This window comes from Edwardsiella hoshinae NBRC 105699 = ATCC 33379 (assembly GCF_000474215.1).
GTDB lineage: Bacteria > Pseudomonadota > Gammaproteobacteria > Enterobacterales > Enterobacteriaceae > Edwardsiella > Edwardsiella hoshinae.
Genome location: NZ_BAUC01000014.1, coordinates 20730 through 41004, shown reverse-complemented (window position 1 = coordinate 41004; position 20275 = coordinate 20730). Strand labels below are relative to the sequence as shown.

The window sequence follows — 20275 nt, the reverse complement described above, 5'->3', positions numbered from 1 at the left end:
CAAGGCCCACTAATAAGGTTGCATCGGCGCGAGTATCGCGGGTGTCAGGGGGCGATGGCGAGCCGCTATGTCCATCTACTGGGCGTCGCGCACTATTCCGCCCCGTCGCGCAGGGGCGGGTGTGGATGGCGTGGGGGCTGGGAGCTAAAGCGACCTAGCGTGTGTGTTGATAGCGGCGCGTAGGCAAGGCGTCTACGCTCGTCTACCCGGCAGGTGTTTGCCTCGGCGCGGCGGCGTTGCCTTATCCCTCTTGGGGGCGTTGGCGATACGGCGCGCTGGCCGTAGTTCATGTCTGTGGCGTGCGCCGACGCCTATGGGGATCGGGTGACGCTACGTTGTGGCGAGGGTATTGAGGGGCGGCGGGGCGCGGCTTGCCGCGGCAGCGCAAGAAAAAGCGGGCAGCAAGGCTGCCCGCGGGGTTGAGCGTTAGCGGCTAAGGTTACACGTTAGCGCTTTAACTTAACGCAGATCGTAGCGATCGGCGTTCATGACCTTGTTCCAGGCGGCGATAAAGTCACGGACAAACTTCTCTTTATTGTCGTCCTGGGCGTACACCTCGGCATAAGCGCGCAGAATAGAGTTGGAGCCGAAGACTAAGTCTACACGGCTCGCAGTCCATTTCTGGCTGCCATCAGCGCGATCGCAGATCGCATACAGGTTGCTACCGATCGGCTTCCAGGTGTAGGCCATGTCCGTCAGGTTGACGAAGAAGTCGTTGCTCAAGACGCCGACACGGTCGGTGAAGACGCCGTCCTGGCTGCCTGCATAGTTGGCACCGAGCACGCGCATCCCGCCGACCAATACCGTCATTTCACAGGCGGTCAGGCCCAGGAGTTGTGCGCGATCCAGCAGCATCTCTTCGGCGCTGACGACATAGTCTTTCTTCAGCCAGTTGCGGAAACCATCGGCCAGTGGCTCCAGCACCTCGAAAGAGGCCTCATCGGTCATCTCTTGGCTGGCATCGCCCCGGCCCGGCGCGAACGGAACTTCTAGCGCGAAACCGGCCGCTTGCGCCGCCTGCTCGACACCGAGGTTACCGGCAAGCACGATCACATCGGCGACGCTGATCTTGAATTCGGCGGCGATCGGCTCCAGTACCCCCAACACCTTCGCCAGGCGGGCCGGCTCGTTACCTTGCCAGTCTTTCTGCGGTGCCAGGCGGATACGTGCACCGTTAGCGCCCCCGCGTTTGTCGGAGCCGCGGAAGGTCCGTGCGCTGTCCCACGCGGTGCTGACCATCTCGGCGATGCTCAGGCCGCTGGCGGCGATCTTGGCTTTCACCGCGGCAACATCATAGTCCGTGCGGCCAGCCGGTACCGGATCTTGCCAGATCAGATCTTCTTGCGGTACGTCCGGGCCGACATAGCGGGATTTCGGCCCCAGATCGCGGTGGGTCAGTTTGAACCAAGCGCGGGCGAAGACTTCGGAGAAGTAGGCCGGATCCCGGCGGAAGCGCTCGGCGATCTGGCGGTAGGCCGGGTCGACTTTCATCGCCATGTCGGCATCCGTCATGATCGGAAGGGTACGGCGGGAGGGATCTTCCACGTCGAGCGGCATGTCTTCTTCTTTGATATCGATCGGTACCCATTGCCAAGCGCCGGCCGGGCTCTTGGTCAGCGTCCACTCGTGACCGAACAGCATATCGAAGTAGCCGTTATCCCACTGCGTCGGGTTAGTGGTCCAGGCACCTTCGATGCCGCTGCTCACCGTATCACGGCCGATGCCGCGCGAGGTGTGATTCATCCAACCCAGTCCCTGCTCTTGCAGATCGGCACCTTCCGGAGCCGGCCCCAGGTTAGCGGCGCTGCCGTTACCATGGCATTTACCGACGGTATGGCCGCCAGCGGTCAGGGCGACGGTTTCTTCATCGTTCATGGCCATACGGGCGAAGGTGACGCGGACGTCGTTGGCAGTTTTCTGCGGGTCAGGATGACCATCGACCCCTTCCGGGTTGACGTAGATCAGCCCCATCATGACGGCGGCCAGCGGGTTCTCCAGATCGCGCTCACCGGAGTAACGGCTGCCTTCGCTGCCGCTCGGTGCCAGCCACTCTTTTTCCGAACCCCAATAGGTGTCGATTTCCGGATGCCAGATATCTTCACGACCAAAGGCGAAACCGAAGGTCTTCAACCCCATAGACTCATAGGCCATGGTGCCGGCCAGAATGATCAGATCTGCCCAGCTAATTTTGTTACCGTATTTTTTCTTGATCGGCCACAGCAGACGACGCGCTTTATCCAAGTTGACGTTATCCGGCCAGGAGTTGAGCGGGGCGAAACGTTGGTTACCCGTACCGGCACCGCCACGTCCATCGGCGATGCGGTAAGAGCCGGCGGAGTGCCACGCCATACGTACCATCAGGCCGCCATAGTGACCCCAGTCGGCCGGCCACCAAGGCTGGCTTTCGGTCATCAGGGCGCGCACATCGTTCTTCAGCGCTGCTACATCCAGTTTTTTCAGCTCTTCCCGGTAGTTGAAATCCTTTCCCATGGGATTGGTTTTGCTATCATGCTGATGCAAAATATCTAGATTCAGGGCATTCGGCCACCAATCTTTATTCGACATGCTCGAAGACGTCATGCCACCATGCATGACCGGGCATTTACCGCCAGAAAATTCGTTCTTGTTTCCCATTTCTCGCACCTTTAGTAAATTTATGGAGTACCGCTCAGGCTCTTGCTAAGAATAATGCATTGTGTGATGGAGCATTGCCTTCCTATAAATCCGTATTCATTATAACCAGTGAGTGAAATTTGTATCGTTTTCAGACCCAATTTCAGAAATAGGGATGACCAATTGATAGCTTCATCTCAATAGGCACATGCTGTTATTTAAGGCGATGGATGACCGCTGGCCGAGGTAAGATGAGCGCATACAACGCGTCGATGGGCCGTAATACACTTGCGCTTCGTTCGTGGTTGACGTCCTCCCGCCAGTCAGGGGGATAACGGCATGAATTCGTTACAAATCAAAATAATATTTTAGCCGTCGCCAGGTGAAGGCGGCATGGCCGATGGCGTCGCGATTGCGGGCAGGGGAGGGGCGATGCGGGGCCTTCGCCAGCGCTAAAATAGGAATTTATCCTTTCTTTGTGGTTAAAACATCTAAATTTATATAAAAACTCTGATTTTTATATGGGGTAATAGCTTTTTTTATCGAAGAAGACTTGGATTTGCGCCGCGTTAACCCGTCGTCGCGCCATGGCTTGCCGAGCTCGGAGCTAGGGCGTACTGGCGCGTCGCGATAAAATAAAAGAAAAAACTTGCTTTATTATTTTTTCATTCCGCCTGCTTTATTTCTCTTAAATAATATAATCCGCGGCCAAAGTGTTAAAAGTCACGGCTTGTTGTCATCCGCGAAAATTATTGCCATAACCAAAAGTTATTCTCCTTTATTTTCTTGATTCGCGTCATACAAATGTGTTTTGTTTTTTATTTAGTTAATTGATTTATAAAGAATAAATATTTGTATCAAATCGTGCCAGATATAATTTGTGAGCAGTAACACATCTCCTTAATAACCATATTTAGTAGAGTCTGGATACACCGATTGAGGGAATAAGTGCAATGAACATGAACACCTTTATTCTGCCAAAAACACAGCAACTGGTTGTCTTCCAAGAGGTGATCCGTAGTGGCTCAATCGGTGCCGCCGCTAAGCGTTTGGGAATTTCGCAGCCGGCAGTGAGTAAAACCATCAGCGAAATGGAGGAATACTTTGGTATTGAAATTATCACCCGCAAAAATACCGGGGTGACATTGACTAGCGCCGGTCAGGTATTGCTCTCTTACGCCGAATCGATTACTCGAGAAATGAAAAACATGGTCAGCGAGATCAATGGATTGAGTTGTAATAGTGTGGTCGATGTGGCCTTCGGTTTTCCCTCCCTGATCGGTTTTACTTTTTTATCCAATATGATTAAAACCTTTAAGGATGTGTTTCCTAGCGCCCAGGTATCGCTGTTTGAGGCGCAACTCAATTCCTTTCTTCCGGCGCTTCGCGATGGCCGTTTAGATTTTGCTATTGGTACCCTGAGCGACGATATGCAACTGCAAGACCTGCATGTCGAGTCACTGTTTGAGTCGGAGTTTGTCGTCGTTGCCAATAAATCACGTAGCGCGCACTCACCGACCACGCTGGATGCGTTAAAGGATGAGCAATGGGTATTACCGCAGACCGATATGGGCTATTACAAACAGCTGTTGACGACGCTGCAAAAGCATCACGTCAGCACCGCCAATATCATTAAGACTGACTCGGTAGTGACGATTTATAACCTCGTGCTGAATGCGAATTTCTTAACGGTGATCCCCTGTGATATGACTTCGCCATTCGGCTCCAATCAATTTACTACCTTGGTAATTGAAGATGCTTTACCGATAGCGCATTACGCGGCTATCTGGTCGAAGAACTACAAGATTAAACGCTCCACCTCACTGTTGGTAGAATTGGCTAAACAATATTCACCGAGCCATTGTGCTAAATTTAAACCCGTGGCGAGTATTGCTGATTAATTTTTTGTGCCGACAGTGCGCGGCGTATTATCCCTAAGCTTTATGATTGTCGTCCATTTTGAATATATATTTACTCTTAGTGAGGGTACCATGCATATTACCTATGATCTTCCGGTCAGTATCGATGATATTCAAGCGGCAAAAAAACGTCTGAGCGGGAAAATATATAAAACTGGTATGCCCCGTTCGAATTATCTTAGCGAACGTTGTCAGGGTGAAATATTTCTGAAGTTTGAAAATATGCAACGCACCGGTTCATTTAAGATCCGCGGCGCATTCAATAAACTCAGCTCGCTGAGCGAGCAGGAAAGGAGAAAGGGGGTGGTCGCCTGTTCCGCGGGGAACCATGCGCAGGGGGTTTCGCTCTCCTGTGCCATGCTGGGGATTGATGGCAAGGTGGTCATGCCGACTTGTGCGCCGAAATCCAAGGTGGCGGCGACCAGCGATTATTCGGCCGAGGTGGTACTACACGGCAACAATTTCAACGACACCATCGCCAAGGTGAGTGAGATCGTCGAGATGGAGGGACGGATATTTATTCCGCCTTATGACGATGCCCTGGTCATCGCCGGGCAAGGCACGATCGGCCTGGAGATTTTAGAGGATCTCTACGATGTCGATAACGTGATCGTACCGGTCGGAGGTGGCGGCTTAATCGCCGGGATCGCACTGGCGATCAAATCGGTGAACCCCACCATTCGGGTGATCGGAGTGCAGTCCGAGAATGTGCACGGCATGGCCGCCTCCTACTACGCCGGCGATATTACTTCACACCGTACCGATGGCACCTTGGCCGATGGTTGTGACGTCTCTCGTCCTGGAAACCTGCCGTTTACCATTGTGAGCGAATTGGTTGATGACATGGTGTTGGTCAGCGAAGAGGAGATCCGTAACAGCATGGTCGCCTTGATCCAGCGTAACAAAGTGATCACGGAAGGGGCCGGCGCGTTGGCTTCCGCCGCCTTGCTCAGCGGTAAGATCGATCACTATATCAAAGGAAAGAAAAGCGTCAGTCTGATCTCTGGCGGCAACATCGATCTTTCCCGCGTTTCCCATATCACCGGCCTGGTCGCAGCCTGATCCTTTTGTGAGGAATTCGAGATGAGTAACACTGACAGTGTCGTCGCGAGTCAAGTCCAATCAACGACGTGGCGTAAAACAGATACGCGTTGGGTTTTAGGGTTATTCGGTACCGCCATCGGTGCCGGGGTATTATTTTTCCCGATTAGCGCGGGCATCGGCGGATTATTACCGATCATCTTTATGTTGTTCTTGGCATTCCCTATCGCGTTTTTATGCCATCGTGCATTGGCGCGGCTATGTCTCTCCGGACGAGGGGTATCGGATAATATTACCGATACCGTTGACCAGCATTTTGGCCCCACCGGTGGGGTGGTGATCACCTTTCTTTATTTCTTCGCGATCTGTCCATTGCTGTGGATCTATGGCGTGACCATCACTAACACCTTCATTGCCTTTTGGGAGCATCAGCTCCACATGCCGGCGATTAACCGTGGTGTCGTGGCGTTATTGATCCTGATGCTCATGGCCTTCTTTATCTATTTCGGTAAGGATCTGATGGTCAAGGTGATGGGCTATTTGGTGTTCCCCTTTATCGCCAGTCTGGTACTGATTTCGCTGTCGCTGATCCCCTATTGGACCTCCGATGCGATTACCCGCTTCGATATGCAGAGCCTGAGTTTGTGGGGCAGCCACGGTATTTTGGTGACGGTGTGGTTGGGGATTGCCATCATGGTATTCTCTTTCAATTTCTCGCCGATCGTCTCTTCCTTTGTGGTCTCGAAGCGGGAGGAGTATGAAACGGAATTTGGCCGCGACTTCACCGAGCATAAGTGTGCGCAGATCATCTCCCGCGCGAGTGTGTTGATGGTGGTGGTGGTCATGTTCTTCGCTTTCAGTTGCCTGTTTACCCTGTCGCCCCAGGATATGATGCAGGCCAAGCAACAGAATATCCCGATCCTCTCTTACTTGGCCAACCACTTCAGTTCGTTGGGGGATGGTAAGTCGACCTATGCCACCGTGTTGGAGTATGCCGCCTCGATTATTGCGCTGGTGGCCATTTTTAAATCCTTCTTCGGCCATTATCTTGGCACCCTGGAGGGGTTAAACGGCCTGATCATCAAGTTCCGCTACCACGGCGACAAATCTCAGGTGCCGATGAAGAAGCTCAACATGCTCAGCATGGTGATCATCATGGGGTCGACCTGGTTTATCGCCTATATCAACCCGAATATCTTGGATCTGATCGGCGCGATGGGCGCACCGATCATCGCCTCATTGCTGTGCTTGCTCCCGATGTATGCCGTATGGCGTGTACCGGCCCTGGCGAAATATAAGGGCCACGTAGATAACTACTTCGTCACGATTATCGGTTTGCTGACCATCCTGAATATTGTCTATCAGTTGCTGTAATGTCCTCCATCCGCATAGCGGGAGTTATTCCATGCATGAGTTTCCAGTGGTACTGGTGATTAATAGCGGCTCGTCGTCGATTAAATTTTCGGTGCTGGACGCCGCCAGTTGTGAGGTGTTATTGGCCGGGATTGCCGAGGGAATCAACGGGGGAAATGCCCGGCTCTCGGTTAACGGCGGCGCGGCGGTTCCGCTAAGCCAGCAGGGTTATGAACCCGCCTTGGCGGCGATCGTCGTCGAGCTGGAGAAACGTAATCTGCGTGACAGCGTTTGCCTGATCGGTCACCGAGTGGCTCATGGCGGCAATATCTTTACGCAGTCGGTGATCATCGACGAGGCGGTGATGGCGCAGATTCGCCAGATCGCGCCGCTGGCGCCACTGCATAACTACGCCAATTTGAGCGGAATAGAATCCGCTCGCCACCTGTTCCCGGGAGTGACTCAGGTGGCGGTGTTCGACACCAGCTTTCACCAGACCCTAGCGCCGGAAGCATGGCTGTATGCGCTGCCTTACCGCTATGCCGAAGAGTATGGCGTGCGGCGTTATGGTTTTCATGGCACCTCTCATCGCTATGTGGCGCGCCAGGCCCTTGCCTTGTTAGGGCTGCCGGAGACGGATTCGGGGCTGGTGATCGCCCATCTTGGCAATGGCGCTTCGGTGTGCGCGGTTCGCAACGGCCGGAGCGTTGATACGTCGATGGGGATGACGCCGTTGGAGGGGTTGGTGATGGGGACGCGCTGCGGCGACGTCGACGTCGGGGCGCTGCTGTGGATCGCCGAGCAGAGCGGCCAGTCACTCAGTGATCTTGCGCAGATGGTCAACACGGAATCGGGCTTGCTGGGGATCTCCGGCCTATCATCGGATCTGCGAGAGCTGGAGCAGGCGGCGGGGGCGGGACATGCCCGCGCCCGCCTGGCGATCGCGACCTTCGTGCATCGCGTCGCCCGCCATATCGGGGCGCACGCCGCCTCGTTGCATCGGCTTGACGGCATCATCTTCACCGGTGGCATCGGCGAAAACTCGGTCTTGGTCCGCCGCTTGGTGATGGAGCATCTGGCGGTCTTCGGTGTCCGCCTCGATGAGGCGCGCAACCGCCTGCCCGCCAGCGCGGGCGAGCGCCGCGTGTCGCGTGATGACTCCGTGGTGCCTTGCGCGGTGATCCCGACCAATGAAGAGAAAATGATTGCCCTCGACGCCCTGCGTCTCGGGGCGATGCAGACCACCCCACACTATGCCTAGTTATTGGCTTGTCGGTTAAAGAGAGTTTTTCTATGAATATGACGTGTGAAGAGCGCATCGATGACGATGCGTGGCGAGGTTTTGTCGGTACGGAGTGGAAAAGCGCAATTAATGTTCGTGATTTCATTCAAAACAACTATACGCCTTATTACGGCGACGAGTCCTTCCTGGCCGAGGCGACGCCGGCGACCACGGCGCTCTGGCAGCAGGTGATGGCGGGGATCCGCATTGAAAATGCCACTCATGCGCCGGTCGATTTCGATACCAATATCGCCACCACCATTACGGCCCATGCGCCGGGTTACATCGCGCGGGAACTGGAGACCATCGTCGGTCTACAGACCGATCAACCGCTCAAGCGTGCGCTGCATCCTTTCGGTGGCATCAATATGATCCGCAGTGCGTTCCACGCCTATGGGCGTGAGATGGATCCGGCATTCGAGTATTTGTTCAGTGATCTGCGGAAAACCCATAACCAGGGGGTGTTCGATGTCTACTCGCCTGAAATGCTGCGCTGCCGCAAGTCGGGGATCCTGACCGGTCTACCGGACGGGTATGGCCGCGGGCGTATCATCGGCGACTATCGCCGCGTGCCGTTGTATGGCATCGCCTACTTGGTGCGTGAGCGTGAGTGGCAGTTCGCTGATCTCCAGCCGCGACTCGAACGAGGCGACGATCTGGAGGCGGTGATCCGCCTGCGCGAAGAGCTGGCTGAACAACGCCGCGCCTTATTGCAGATCCAGGAGATGGCGGCCAACTATGGCTATGATATCTCCCGCCCGGCCCGCTCCGCCCAAGAGGCGATCCAGTGGCTGTACTTCGCCTACCTGGCAGCGGTGAAATCACAGAATGGCGGTGCCATGTCGCTGGGGCGTACCGCCACCTTCCTCGACATCTATCTTGAGCGCGATCTGCGCGATGGGGTGTTGGATGAGACACAGGCGCAAGAGCTGATCGACCATTTCATCATGAAGATCCGCATGGTGCGCTTTCTGCGTACCCCTGAGTTTGACGCGTTATTCTCCGGCGATCCGATCTGGGCGACGGAGGTGATCGGTGGGATGGGCCTGGATGGCCGAACCCTGGTAAGCCGTACCTCGTTCCGCTATTTGCATACCTTGCATACCATGGGGCCGGCGCCGGAGCCGAATCTGACCATCCTCTGGTCGGAGGCATTGCCTCCCGATTTCAAACGCTATGCGGCGCGTCTCTCCATTCAGACCTCGTCGTTGCAGTATGAAAACGATGATCTGATGCGTCCTGACTTTAATAGCGACGACTACGCTATCGCCTGCTGCGTCAGCCCGATGGTGATCGGCAAACAGATGCAGTTCTTTGGCGCACGCGCCAACTTAGCTAAGACGCTGTTGTACGCCATTAACGGTGGCGTCGACGAAAAATTGAAGATCCAAGTCGGCCCGCAGCGTCCACCGTTGATGGACGAGGTCCTGGATTATGAGACGGTGATCGCCAGCCTCGATCACTTTATGGATTGGTTGGCGGTGCAGTACATCAGCGCCTTGAATCTGATCCACTATATGCACGATAAATACAGCTATGAGGCGGCATTGATGGCGCTGCATGATCGCGATGTGTATCGCACCATGGCGTGCGGCATCGCCGGATTATCGGTGGCGGTAGACTCCCTTTCTGCGATCAAGTACGCCAAGGTAAGGCCGATCCGTGATGAGCAGGGGCTGGCCATCGACTTCGCCATCGAGGGGGAGTACCCGCAGTACGGCAATAATGATGATCGTGCGGATCGGATCGCCTGTGAACTGGTCGAGCGCTTTATGAAGAAGATCCAGGCGTTGCCAACCTACCGTCACGCGGTGCCGACGCAGTCGATCCTGACCATTACCTCGAATGTGGTCTATGGCAAGAAGACCGGCAACACCCCCGATGGTCGTCGTGCCGGAACGCCGTTTGCCCCCGGTGCTAATCCGATGCATGGTCGCGATCGCAACGGGGCGGTGGCCTCGTTGACGTCGGTGGCCAAGTTGCCTTTCACCTATGCTAAGGATGGTATCTCTTACACCTTCTCCATCGTCCCGCAGGCCTTGGGTAAGGAAGAGGAGACCCGTAAGACCAACCTGGTGGGCTTGTTGGATGGTTATTTCCACCATCAGGATGCGGTAGAAGGGGGACAGCATCTGAACGTGAATGTGATGAATCGGGAGATGTTGCTGGAGGCGATCGCCCACCCGGAGAACTATCCCAATCTCACGATCCGCGTATCGGGCTATGCCGTGCGTTTCAATGCGCTTACCCGGGAGCAACAGCAGGATGTGATCTCACGTACGTTTACCCGTTCTTTCTAAAAGGAGTCTCACGATGCCGCGTAAAACTATTGCGACGCATCAAGCGCCCGCCGCCATCGGTCCCTATGTGCAGGGCGTCGATCTGGGAGGCATGGTGATCACCTCCGGCCAGATCCCGATCGATCCGCAGACCGGGCGTGTGGCGGAGGCGGTGGCCGAGCAGGCGCGCCAGAGCTTGGCGAATATTGCCGCGATCTTACAGGCGGCGGGCTTGGCGGTGGGAGACATCGTCAAGACCACGCTATTTATCACCGATCTGGCAGATTTTACGCTGATCAACCAAGCCTATGCCGCCTTTTTCGATGCGCATAGTGCCGCCTACCCGGCGCGCAGCTGTGTACAGGTCGCGGCATTGCCGAAAGGGGTGAAGCTCGAGATTGAAGCGTTAGCGTGGCGCACGACGGCGTGTTAATGGAGACGCGCCGCAGGCCGTCCGTTGGGGCGGCCTTTTTTTCATTTACGCGCTTCCACATTTGGGTTCGCAAGTAAGCGCCATTCGCGCGTCATCATCTCTTGGCTGATAAGAAACAGACCGAGCAGAAAAGGGCATTCATACAATTCTTCGATCAAATCCCGGTAATGCCCCGGGTGAGTGACCAGATAGCGGGCAAGCGCCCGCTGATGCTCGACGGCATCGGCGCAGGTGAAGGCCAAGACCACCGCCGCGATACGCCAGCATGGGAGAGGGTGTAGACGATAGCGTGCGATGATGGCCGCCCGTAGCTGGGGAGTGAGTAGGGGGAGCAGCAGCGCGGTGATGAGTAGGAACGCGATACTGTGAAACAATGGTCTTGGCCCCTGAGGGAAATAGACCCGCCCCCAACTGATACTGCGGCCTAATAAGACCAGCCACCATAAGGCCGCCCAGAGCCAAAAGAGGCGTGCTTCTCCCTGAAGTCGCGCGCGATGGCTGCGATAGAGGATAAATAGTGCGACAAAGGCCAACCACAGCGCCTGTCCCTGCTCGATATACTCAGTCAATCGCGCCACTAGCGCGTCGTCATCGGGCAGCGCAGGCCAGCGCGCGCACAGACTAATCGCGATAATGAGCATAAAAAGCAAGAGATCGGCGAGTGATGGCGTTATTTTCATGCTCTGCTCTATGGTGTGATGGGATTGCGCATCGCGCTGGCGACAACTGGCTGAAAATATCGACGTTAAACCGGTCTGGTTCACTTTTCCATGTTATTCACTGATGCTATTTTTATTTCCATAAATATATTTATGGATGTATTTTTCTTTTTTTTATATTTTCAATATTCTATTTTTGTTGCGTTTCCTGCGCGTAGCGCGTGGCATAACGGCTATATTTAATAAATTGCAATAGATGCTGTTTTATTTTCTTCTGGTGGTGCGTGGATGGTGAGATGGGCGTTACCGCGGGAGACTCGTCGGCCAGGTAGTGGGCTCCGCCCGTTTGCCTCCGCCAGTGTCCACTGGCGTGACGGGGAGGTTTGCGGATCCGGCGCGCACGCTACGCCTAAGGCGAGCGGGGAGCGCGGCGGGGCTCTCGCCTGCGTAGGGCTGCGGCGACGCGCGGCCCTGGCCCTGATCGCGCCTATGGCTTGAGCTCGCGGTCGTTAACGCGTAGTTTACCTTGCCGCCCGATCAGCGCCTCTCTAGCGTTATCCGCCGTCCGCCATGTCCGCGCAGCCAGCGCGGATAGGGGCGCAGGCCTTGGGGCGCCACTCCCCTCGGCTTGACGGCACGTTTGCCGCGCGTAGCGGGAGGCACTATCGCCCCGTTTGGGGCAAGCATCGTTTTGCGCAAGGAGAATGTCGGATGTATCAGCCTGATTTCCCCCCGGTACCGTTTCGCTTAGGGGCTTACCCGGTGGTCGACAGCGTCGCGTGGATTGCGCGTCTGTTGCAGGCCGGCGTGCGTACCCTACAGTTACGTATCAAGGATCAGCGCGATGAACAGGTGGAAACGGCGGTGAAGGCCGCCATTGCCTTAGGACATCGTTATCAAGCCCGGTTGTTTATCAACGACTACTGGCGGCTGGCGATCAAGCACCACGCCTATGGGGTCCACCTCGGCCAGACGGATCTGGCCACGACCGATCTGGCCGCGCTGCGCGCCGCAGGATTACGGTTGGGTGTCTCTACCCATGACGATATGGAGATCGATGTGGCGCTGGCGGCGCGTCCCTCGTATATCGCACTGGGACAGGTCTTTCCGACCCAGAGCAAGCTGATGCCGGCGGCGCCGCAAGGCATCGCGCAGTTGGCACGCCATATCCAGCGTCTGGGCGATTACCCGACCGTCGCCATCGGCGGTATTAGCCTGGCACGGGTGCCGGCAGTGTTGGCGACCGGCGTCGGCAGTGTGGCGGTGATCAGCGCCATTACCCAGGCGCCGGACTGGCGCGCGGCGACGGCGCACCTGTTGGCGCTGGCGGGGGCCGGGGGAGAGTGAGTCACGTGCCCGATGCGCCGCCGGTCTGACGCCAGGCGTTCGCTATAGTCACGGTTCGTCGCTGGGCGATGGCGGGGAGCGCTAAGCGCCCCCCGCCATGACGCTTATGCTAACCAGGCTCGGCCTAGCCGATCGGCGGCCAGGATCGCGGCGTACACCTGATCCGGCGTTACCGTAAAGGGCATATTGTGGATAGTCTCACCCTCTGCACAACTGGCCTGCGCCACCGCCATGATCTTGTCGTTCAGTTGCGGCCCATCGTCGATGCCCAACTGCGCCAGAGTGACCGGCAAACCGACGCGGACACAGAAATCAAGCACCGTCTCGAGCTGCTCGCTGTCGCTGTTTTGCAGTACCAACTGGCATAGCGTGCCGAAAGCGACCTTCTCCCCATGGTACATCTTATGGCACTCTTCCAGCACCGTCAGGCCGTTGTGGATGGCATGAGCCGCCGCCAGCCCGGCACTTTCAAACCCCAATCCGCTCAGGTAAGTATTGGCCTCGACAATGTTATCCACCGCGGGCGTGGCGACACCGGCCTCGACGGCCAGCTTGGCTTTGAAGCCCTCTTCGAGCAGCGTTTCATAACAGAGGCGAGCCAGCGCTAATGCCGCCCGCGTCGACTCGCCCCCCGCCATGCTGATGGCATGGGAGTCGACACAGGCCTGGGCTTCGAAGTAGGTGGAGAGGGCGTCCCCCATCCCGGCGACCAGCAGACGCACCGGTGCTTTGGCGATGATCGCCGTATCCATGAGCACCATATCGGGGTTCGTCGGGTAGATCAGGTATTCCTCGAATTCGCCCTGTTCGCTATAGATCACTGAGAGTGCGCTGGTGGGCGCGTCTGTCGAGGCGATAGTCGGCACGATCAGCACCGGCACGCCTTGGTAGTAGGCCAACGCCTTCGCGGTATCCAGTGTCTTGCCGCCGCCGATACCGATGACCCCTTGGCAACCGAGGCGCTTCAATTCGCCGCCCAGTCGTGCGATCTCGTTCCGGCTGCACTCGCCACCGAAACGGGCGAAGTGACCGCTCACCCCAGCCTCGCGCAGGCTGGTGGCAACCGTGTCGCCAGTCAGTCCCATGACGAAGTCGTCAGCGATGACAAACTGGCTACTGGCCAAGAGCTTGGCATACTGTCCGATAGACTGTAGCGCGCCGGGTCCCTGAATATACTTGGATGGTGATTGGATGACTTTTAACATCATTACACTCCTGTCAGGCAAAAGACGGGGAACGAGGGCGGCACGAAGGCGCCCGATGTCTGGCAATTATGCCGGAGCATTCGTGTTGAAGACATGCGCTGGATTAGGTTATGTCGCATTGTGCATCCAGCCAGGCGCAGTCGAGGCGCGCCCCGTTCGGCGTAGCCGACGGGGACGACCTGCGCCGCTCAGGCGTCCTCGCCGTATCGGGGCGGAGTCGTGGAGACGGCGGATTAGGGCATCAGGCCGATAAACACGGTCTTCTTGCGCGCTCCGGTCATCAGCGGTTCCAACTGTTTGACACAGGTGCGATAGTGTGCCGTCGTTTTGTGATAGGCCACGGCCGCCTCGTCGACATAGGCTTCATAGATATAAAAGCGGCTCGGTACCTGTGGATCTTGCAAGACATCGAAGCGCAGGTTGCCGGGCTCTTGAATCGCGCCCTGGTGGTTGTGGCGAAACACCTGAATAAATTCGGCAATCTTGTCGGGGTAAACGTTGATTTCGACCAGTGTAACGTGCATGACTTATCTCCTGAATCAGCGGATCGGCCGAGGCGCGATCCGCGTCTGCGGTTAGCCTTGTTCGCTCAGAAACAACTGGTAGGCTTGCTCGGCGCTGGCGTGTTGATGCACGACGGCATGCACCGCTTTCAGCATGGCGATCGGGGCATGGGATTGGAAAATGTTGCGTCCCATATCCACCCCCGCCGCGCCCTGATCGATGGCACGCCAGCACATCTCCAACGCTTCTCGCTCCGGCAGCTTTTTACCACCGGCAATGACGATGGGGACGGGGCAACCCGCCGCGATACGTTCAAATCCATGATCGACGTAGTAGGTCTTGATGATTTGGGCCCCCATTTCTGCCGCGATACGGGTTGCCAGCGAGAAATAGCGTTGATCACGTGCCATCTCCTTGCCGACGCCGGTGACCGCCATGGTCGGCATGCCAACGCGCATTCCGGCATCGACCAATTGAATAATGTTTTTGATCGATTGATGCTCATGTTCGCTGCCGATGTAGACTTGTGCTGCGACGGCGCAGGCATTCAGGCGCACGGCATCGTCCATCGCGACGGCGATAGCCTCGTTACTTAATGCCGTCAGGATGGAGTTAGCGCCCGATGCGCGTAACACCACGGGCTTGTTGCTGGCTGGTGGAACGCAGCTGCGTAAGATCCCGCGGGTACACATCAATACATCGGTATGGGCAAACAGTGGCGCGATGTTGACATCGATGCGTTCGAGACCGGTCGTCGGTCCCTGAAAGTAGCCGTGATCGAAGGCCAGCATCACGGTATGGCCGCTGTGCGGGTTAAAGATCCGTGACAAGCGGGACTGCATCCCCCAATCTAGCGCGCCACACCCCTTGAGGGCGAACGGCGTATTACGCTGTGGGGTATCGAGGTGAAAGTCTTTGCCATCTTTAATATCGTCTAAATCGGCCATGATCGGCTCCTCTCCAGCAGGTGATGCTTAAAAATCATACTGATCAATGTTGTCTTTCGTGAACACCACGCGTTGTGGCAGCAGCACGATGCCATTGCCTTTGGCCTCATAGTGGTAGCCCTGTACGCTGTTCGGCGAGACCGCTACCGTTCCGACGCCGGGGATATCCAGTTTGTCACCAACGTGCAATGTCTTACCTTTCAGTAAGGTGTCGGCGACATAGACCGAGATTTTGCCTTGCTGGACGACATCCCATAACCCAAAGGCTTTCACCGTGCCGCGTTTGACATAGGGACGCATCACATTCGGGGTACTGAAGCCGACGATGGCGAGATTGTCGCGTTTCAGGTTTTCAGCCGCTTGTGCGGCGGCGGGGAGGGCGTTGGCATCAGGGGCGATGATAATGTCCAGATCAGGATAGGCCTTGATGATACCTTCCGCGGTTTGCAGGGATTTCGTGGCATCGTTATAGCCAAATTGGGTGGTGACGATCTCCCAACCCGGATGGGCTTGGGCAATTTTCGCCTTGGCTTCTTTTACCCATTGATTCTGGTCGGTGACGGTTGGGCTGGAATAGAAGAAGGCGACTTTGGCCTGCGGCTTGTGCACCTGATGCGCCGCCATGTCGACCAGCATACCGCCCAACTGTGCCGGGGTGCCCTGATCAATATAGTAGGAGCGACACTCTGGCTGGGTATCCGAATCCCAGGTCAACACCTTGACGCCTCGCTGCATCGCTCGTTTTAAGGCGGGGCACAACCCGTCTGGCGAGACGGCGGAGACGATGATGGCGTTATAGCCCTGATTGACGAAGTTATTGATCAGTTGCACCTGTCCAGAGACGCTGGGCTCCGTGGGGCCGTCATAAGTGACCTCCACCCCGAGCGCCTTACCCGCCTCTTGGGCGCCGTTACCGCCGCTGGTGAAGAAGCCGACGCCGACCAGTTTAGGAATAAAGGCGATACGTTCCGCCGCGTGTACGCTTAACGTCGCGCAGGTGAGGGCGAGGGCGGTAAACAGTGTGATGGGTTTGATACTGGGTTTACTCATTTGCTTCTCCTGGTTTGCCACGGAACATTAACCTTGCCGTACGGTACGCCAGCGCACGATCCAGGCACGGATCTGATGGCGATGTAGGCTGAGGGAGCGACCAACGACAACAACAATGAGCAACGCGCCGGCGAGCGCGCTGGAGATCTGATTGGGGACACCGGCCATCTGCAACCCTTGCTGTAGATAACCGACCAGTAGCGCGGCGATGGCGGTGCCGATGATGGAGCCAGCGCCGCCGTAGATATTGGCTCCCCCCAAAACGACGGCGGTGATCGCCGGCATCAAGAAGGCATTGCCGAGATCTGAGCGCGCGGAGCCGAAATAGGAGACCAGCAGTACGGCGGCAATGGCGGAGGCCAACCCGGTCAGGCCATATAACGTATAGAGCGTTGGTTGAATGGCGATGGCGTTATATTGGGTGACGCGCTGGCTTTGGCCGAATAGGTACACATTGCGACCAAAGTGGGTGCGGTGAAGTAGCAGAGCGAAGAACAGCACACAGCACAGAAACAGAAGCAACGGTAACGGCAGACCGATCGGGGCCAAGTTGGCAAAATCGGTGAAGGTGCTGGGGAAACCGCCGATCCCTTCGTAGCCGGTTGCGCCAGCGATCCCTGACAGCAACAGTGCGCTGCCGGCGTACAGATACATGGTTCCCAGCGTGATCACTAGCGGATTAACGCCGGTATAGAGGATTAATCCAGCGTTGAGCAGGCCGCATGCCCCGCCGAGTAGCAGCGTGAACAGAATGGCGAGGGGAAGCGGCACCCCGGCTTGGAATAACACCCCTAGTGCGATGGCGCATAGGCCGATGGTGGCGCCGAAGGAGATATCGATACCGCCGCTGACAATGACCAGGGTGAGCGGTAGGGCGACGATCCCGATACAGATGAAGTCACTGGTGCTAAACAATAAGACATTCAGATCCAGCATGCGTGGATTGATCAGCCCAAAGGCGAGTAGTTCGAGGATGAGTAGGACGGCCAGCGCCCCCTCCCAACCATAACGTTGCCAGCGCTGCATCATGCGGCCTCCTTCTTATCATTAGCTTGCGGCGTCGAGCGCGGGGAATGTGCACTTGCAGCGGACGGCAGGAAGCGGGCGTATTTTTGCCGACGCAGATTTTTCGCTAATGCCTGGCGTAGGCGGCCATCGAAGACCAATACGGCAAGTAGCACCAAGCCCGCGATAAAATCGTTCCACCAAGCAGGGATGCGTAATAACACCAGTACGCTGTCGATTTGGGTGAGGAAATAGGCGCCGAGCAGTGCGCCGACAATGCTACCCGAACCGCCCAATAGGCTGATCCCGCCCAGCACACAGGCGGCGATTGCCTTCATCTCCAGCCCGGTTCCGGTTTGATTCGGGATGAAGCCGATCTGTGAGGCAAAGACGATCCCGGCGAGTGCCGCCATGACACCGTTGAGGGTAAAGGCGAGGATACGTATTCGCTCCGTCGCGATGCCGAGTTGGCGCGCACCCTGAAGATTGTCACCGGTCGCGTAGAGGCTGCGGCCCGATGGGGTCTTGGCCAGCCAGATAGCGATGAGCGCCATCAGAATCAGGGTCAGCCAACCGAGCGGGGAAATACCGAATAACCCAGGGACGGAGAGCTGCTTTAATCCGGCGGGTAACCCTTCGATCCATTTTCCCCCGGTCCACAACAACATGATGCCGCGATACAGTCCGAGGGTTCCCAGGGTGGCGACAATCGCCGGGATTTTCAGCCAGGCAACCAACATACCGTTGAAACAGCCTGCCGTGGCGCCCAGTAAGAGCGTGAGGAGGCAGGCGAGAGGCAGGCTATAGCCAGCGTTGAGTGTGAGGCCGAGCAGCACCGCGCACATTCCGGTGATTGAACCGACGGAGACATCGATATTGCGGGTGAGCATGACCAGCGTCGCGCCGATGGCGAGCAGCATCAGGATTTGTGCGCTATTGAAGATCATCCCCAGGGTGGACAGCGAGAGGTAACTGCGATCGAACATGCCGGGCGACAAGAAAAGCAATAACACGGCCAACAGCGCGGTCAACTCGCGATTGGTTTGGATCAGTCTCAACATACGGCCTCCTGCGCATCTTGCCGGGCGCGGTTATCTGGCGCTTGACCAAAAGCGGCTTGCATGATGTTTTCAGCGTTGATATCCGCCCCGCACAAGGCCTCGGGATAGAGTGAGCCTTGATGCATCACATATACCCGATCGGCTAGCTGCTCGATCTCCTCCAGATCGGAGGAGATAAACAACAGCGCGACATTCTGTTGTGCGACGCTGCGGAGCAGTTGGTAGATATCTTGGCGGGCATTGACATCCACGCCACGGGTAGGCTCATCGACGATGAGTAGCGTCGGTGCGGCCTCCAGGCACTTGGCGATCAGCAGCTTCTGCTGGTTGCCGCCAGAGAGAGTGCGCGCCGCTTGCTGTGGCGAGGACAAGCGGATATCGAGCGCGCGTCGATAACGTTCGAGAATGGCCTCATCACGTCGTGGCTTGGCCCAGAAGCCACGCGCGTTATGCGTCAAGGCACAGACATTCCATGCCAGTGAGGCATCCTGATACAAACCGGAGGATTGACGATCCTCTGGCAGATAGACGATACCGCGCGCCAGACGTTGGCGGCAGTTCAAGCTACCGATGGCCTCACCGAGAAGGTAGATTTCGCCCGCCGTGGCGGCGCGAATACCGTACAGAGTCTCGGCGAGCTCACTGCGTCCAGAACCGACTAGTCCTGCCAGCCCTAAGATCTCGCCGGCTTGTACTGTCAGCGTCACTTGCCTAAAGCCTTCGCCGCTAAGATCTTCGACCGTTAACACCGTACTGCCTGGCGGTGTATGTGGGCGATGTCCTGGCAGCTCCAACCATAGCCGCTGCTCGGCAGCGCGCTGGGTGCCGCGCACGCTGGGCGTCATTGCGTGAATGATGGCGTCGTCACTTAGCTTGGCCGTGGTGTCGCTAAGGGCAATGACCCCGTCGCGCATAACACTGATGCGTTGTGCTAGACGGCGGATTTCGGGCAACTTATGAGAGATAAACACCATGCCTACCTGCTGTCGTAACAGCTCATGCAACAACGTGAACAGGCGTTCGCTTTCGGCTGGCGTCAGAGAAGCCGTAGGCTCATCGAGGATCAGGATGCGTGAGTCGCGCATCAGACCACGCAGGATCTCGACCATCTGTCGGTCGGCAACATCCAGCGTCCCGGCTAGGCTTTTGGGATCGAGCTGGCAGCCTAGCGCAGCGAGGAGGCGGGCCATTTTCGCGGCTAAACCGGGTCCACGCAGGCCGAATAGAATGTTTTCCTGTACCGAGAGGCTGGGGAAGAGCAACGGCTCCTGGGGAACGAGATAGATCCCCCATTGGTGAGCTGTCGCCGGCGTGAGCGTACCACAGGGATGACCATCGATCTCAATGCTACCGGTATCGGCGGTGATAATGCCGGCAATCACTTTCATCAAGGTCGACTTCCCCGCACCATTGCCACCGAGTAAGGCATGAACCTCACCGCGTTGCAGCGTAAAATCGACGCCTTTTAAGACATCGACTCCCGAATAGCTTTTGCAGATATTGCGGGTGCAAAGCAAGGGAGGAGTCGCCGGGTGCTCACTAGGCATGTTGCCTCCGTTCATCCGCAGTGCGGGCGT

General features: G+C 56.8%; 16 protein-coding genes. 7 read left to right on the top strand and 9 right to left on the bottom strand.

The window, feature by feature from the left end; all coding sequences use genetic code 11:
* Window positions 1–459: 459 nt before the first annotated feature.
* Complete coding sequence (katG, locus tag EHO01S_RS06145; protein ID WP_024523132.1) at window positions 460–2634, bottom strand: catalase/peroxidase HPI; 2175 nt, start codon at window positions 2632–2634, stop codon at window positions 460–462.
* Window positions 2635–3572: 938 nt separating this feature from the next.
* Between katG and tdcA the strand changes: the two genes are divergently transcribed.
* The 6 genes from tdcA to EHO01S_RS06115 all read left to right on the top strand — a co-directional run bounded on the left by tdcA (window position 3573) and on the right by EHO01S_RS06115 (window position 10920).
* On the top strand, window positions 3573–4514 hold the full coding sequence (gene tdcA / locus EHO01S_RS06140) for a transcriptional regulator TdcA (protein ID WP_024523131.1): 942 nt from the start codon (window positions 3573–3575) through the stop codon (window positions 4512–4514).
* A 90-nt stretch (window positions 4515–4604) separates the two neighbouring features.
* Window positions 4605–5594, top strand: coding sequence for a bifunctional threonine ammonia-lyase/L-serine ammonia-lyase TdcB (gene tdcB, locus EHO01S_RS06135; protein WP_024523130.1), 990 nt, complete (start codon window positions 4605–4607; stop codon window positions 5592–5594).
* Between the two features lie 21 nt (window positions 5595–5615).
* The gene (gene tdcC, locus EHO01S_RS06130; protein WP_024523129.1) at window positions 5616–6947 is read left to right on the top strand and encodes a threonine/serine transporter TdcC; all 1332 of its coding nucleotides are present in this window, start codon (window positions 5616–5618) and stop codon (window positions 6945–6947) included.
* Window positions 6948–6978: 31 nt separating this feature from the next.
* Complete coding sequence (gene tdcD, locus EHO01S_RS06125; RefSeq protein WP_024523128.1) at window positions 6979–8187, top strand: propionate kinase; 1209 nt, start codon at window positions 6979–6981, stop codon at window positions 8185–8187.
* Window positions 8188–8219: 32 nt separating this feature from the next.
* Window positions 8220–10508: a formate C-acetyltransferase gene (gene pflB, locus EHO01S_RS06120; RefSeq protein WP_024523127.1), complete on the top strand. Its 2289-nt coding sequence runs from the start codon at window positions 8220–8222 to the stop codon at window positions 10506–10508.
* 13 nt (window positions 10509–10521) lie between these two features.
* A complete protein-coding gene (locus EHO01S_RS06115; protein WP_024523126.1) occupies window positions 10522–10920 on the top strand; it encodes a Rid family detoxifying hydrolase in 399 nt (132 codons plus the stop codon).
* A gap of 41 nt (window positions 10921–10961) precedes the next feature.
* Here EHO01S_RS06115 and EHO01S_RS06110 read toward each other — a convergent pair whose 3' ends face one another.
* Window positions 10962–11600 carry a hypothetical protein gene (locus EHO01S_RS06110; RefSeq protein ID WP_035370273.1) on the bottom strand — a complete coding sequence of 213 codons (639 nt, stop codon included), beginning with the start codon at window positions 11598–11600 and terminating at the stop codon, window positions 10962–10964.
* Window positions 11601–12290: 690 nt separating this feature from the next.
* On the opposite strand from EHO01S_RS06110, the gene thiE reads away from it, so the two are divergent.
* Complete coding sequence (gene thiE, locus EHO01S_RS06105) at window positions 12291–12926, top strand: thiamine phosphate synthase (RefSeq protein WP_024523124.1); 636 nt, start codon at window positions 12291–12293, stop codon at window positions 12924–12926.
* Window positions 12927–13030: 104 nt separating this feature from the next.
* Here thiE and EHO01S_RS06100 read toward each other — a convergent pair whose 3' ends face one another.
* The 7 genes from EHO01S_RS06100 to lsrA form a co-directional block, all read right to left on the bottom strand.
* Entirely contained in the window at window positions 13031–14131 is a 1101-nt protein-coding gene (locus EHO01S_RS06100; RefSeq protein ID WP_024523123.1) for a glycerol dehydrogenase, read from the bottom strand.
* Between the two features lie 233 nt (window positions 14132–14364).
* The gene (gene lsrG / locus EHO01S_RS06095) at window positions 14365–14655 is read right to left on the bottom strand and encodes a (4S)-4-hydroxy-5-phosphonooxypentane-2,3-dione isomerase (RefSeq protein WP_024523122.1); all 291 of its coding nucleotides are present in this window, start codon (window positions 14653–14655) and stop codon (window positions 14365–14367) included.
* Between the two features lie 51 nt (window positions 14656–14706).
* A complete protein-coding gene (gene lsrF / locus EHO01S_RS06090) occupies window positions 14707–15582 on the bottom strand; it encodes a 3-hydroxy-5-phosphonooxypentane-2,4-dione thiolase (RefSeq protein ID WP_024523121.1) in 876 nt (291 codons plus the stop codon).
* A gap of 27 nt (window positions 15583–15609) precedes the next feature.
* Window positions 15610–16632 carry an autoinducer 2 ABC transporter substrate-binding protein LsrB gene (gene lsrB / locus EHO01S_RS06085; protein WP_024523120.1) on the bottom strand — a complete coding sequence of 341 codons (1023 nt, stop codon included), beginning with the start codon at window positions 16630–16632 and terminating at the stop codon, window positions 15610–15612.
* Window positions 16633–16659: 27 nt separating this feature from the next.
* The gene (gene lsrD / locus EHO01S_RS06080) at window positions 16660–17661 is read right to left on the bottom strand and encodes an autoinducer 2 ABC transporter permease LsrD (RefSeq protein ID WP_115314560.1); all 1002 of its coding nucleotides are present in this window, start codon (window positions 17659–17661) and stop codon (window positions 16660–16662) included.
* Entirely contained in the window at window positions 17658–18698 is a 1041-nt protein-coding gene (gene lsrC / locus EHO01S_RS06075) for an autoinducer 2 ABC transporter permease LsrC (protein ID WP_024523118.1), read from the bottom strand. Before lsrC ends, lsrD begins: the two co-directional genes overlap by 4 nt.
* Window positions 18692–20245: an autoinducer 2 ABC transporter ATP-binding protein LsrA gene (gene lsrA / locus EHO01S_RS06070; protein ID WP_024523117.1), complete on the bottom strand. Its 1554-nt coding sequence runs from the start codon at window positions 20243–20245 to the stop codon at window positions 18692–18694. Before lsrA ends, lsrC begins: the two co-directional genes overlap by 7 nt.
* Between the last annotated feature and the right edge of the window lie 30 nt (window positions 20246–20275).

Excerpts from the sequence above, each read along its gene's own strand:
- tdcC (WP_024523129.1), top strand. The coding sequence starts at position 5,616 with ATGAGTAACACTGACAGTGTCGTCGCGAGTCAAGTCCAATCAACGACG.
- lsrF (WP_024523121.1), bottom strand. The coding sequence starts at position 15,582 with ATGGCCGATTTAGACGATATTAAAGATGGCAAAGACTTTCACCTCGAT.
- EHO01S_RS06100 (WP_024523123.1), bottom strand. The coding sequence starts at position 14,131 with ATGTTAAAAGTCATCCAATCACCATCCAAGTATATTCAGGGACCCGGC.
- lsrC (WP_024523118.1), bottom strand. The coding sequence starts at position 18,698 with ATGTTGAGACTGATCCAAACCAATCGCGAGTTGACCGCGCTGTTGGCC.
- thiE (WP_024523124.1), top strand. The coding sequence starts at position 12,291 with ATGTATCAGCCTGATTTCCCCCCGGTACCGTTTCGCTTAGGGGCTTAC.
- lsrG (WP_024523122.1), bottom strand. The coding sequence starts at position 14,655 with ATGCACGTTACACTGGTCGAAATCAACGTTTACCCCGACAAGATTGCC.
- EHO01S_RS06115 (WP_024523126.1), top strand. The coding sequence starts at position 10,522 with ATGCCGCGTAAAACTATTGCGACGCATCAAGCGCCCGCCGCCATCGGT.
- katG (WP_024523132.1), bottom strand. The coding sequence starts at position 2,634 with ATGGGAAACAAGAACGAATTTTCTGGCGGTAAATGCCCGGTCATGCAT.
- lsrD (WP_115314560.1), bottom strand. The coding sequence starts at position 17,661 with ATGATGCAGCGCTGGCAACGTTATGGTTGGGAGGGGGCGCTGGCCGTC.
- EHO01S_RS06110 (WP_035370273.1), bottom strand. The coding sequence starts at position 11,600 with ATGAAAATAACGCCATCACTCGCCGATCTCTTGCTTTTTATGCTCATT.
- tdcB (WP_024523130.1), top strand. The coding sequence starts at position 4,605 with ATGCATATTACCTATGATCTTCCGGTCAGTATCGATGATATTCAAGCG.
- lsrA (WP_024523117.1), bottom strand. The coding sequence starts at position 20,245 with ATGCCTAGTGAGCACCCGGCGACTCCTCCCTTGCTTTGCACCCGCAAT.
- pflB (WP_024523127.1), top strand. The coding sequence starts at position 8,220 with ATGAATATGACGTGTGAAGAGCGCATCGATGACGATGCGTGGCGAGGT.
- tdcA (WP_024523131.1), top strand. The coding sequence starts at position 3,573 with ATGAACACCTTTATTCTGCCAAAAACACAGCAACTGGTTGTCTTCCAA.
- tdcD (WP_024523128.1), top strand. The coding sequence starts at position 6,979 with ATGCATGAGTTTCCAGTGGTACTGGTGATTAATAGCGGCTCGTCGTCG.
- lsrB (WP_024523120.1), bottom strand. The coding sequence starts at position 16,632 with ATGAGTAAACCCAGTATCAAACCCATCACACTGTTTACCGCCCTCGCC.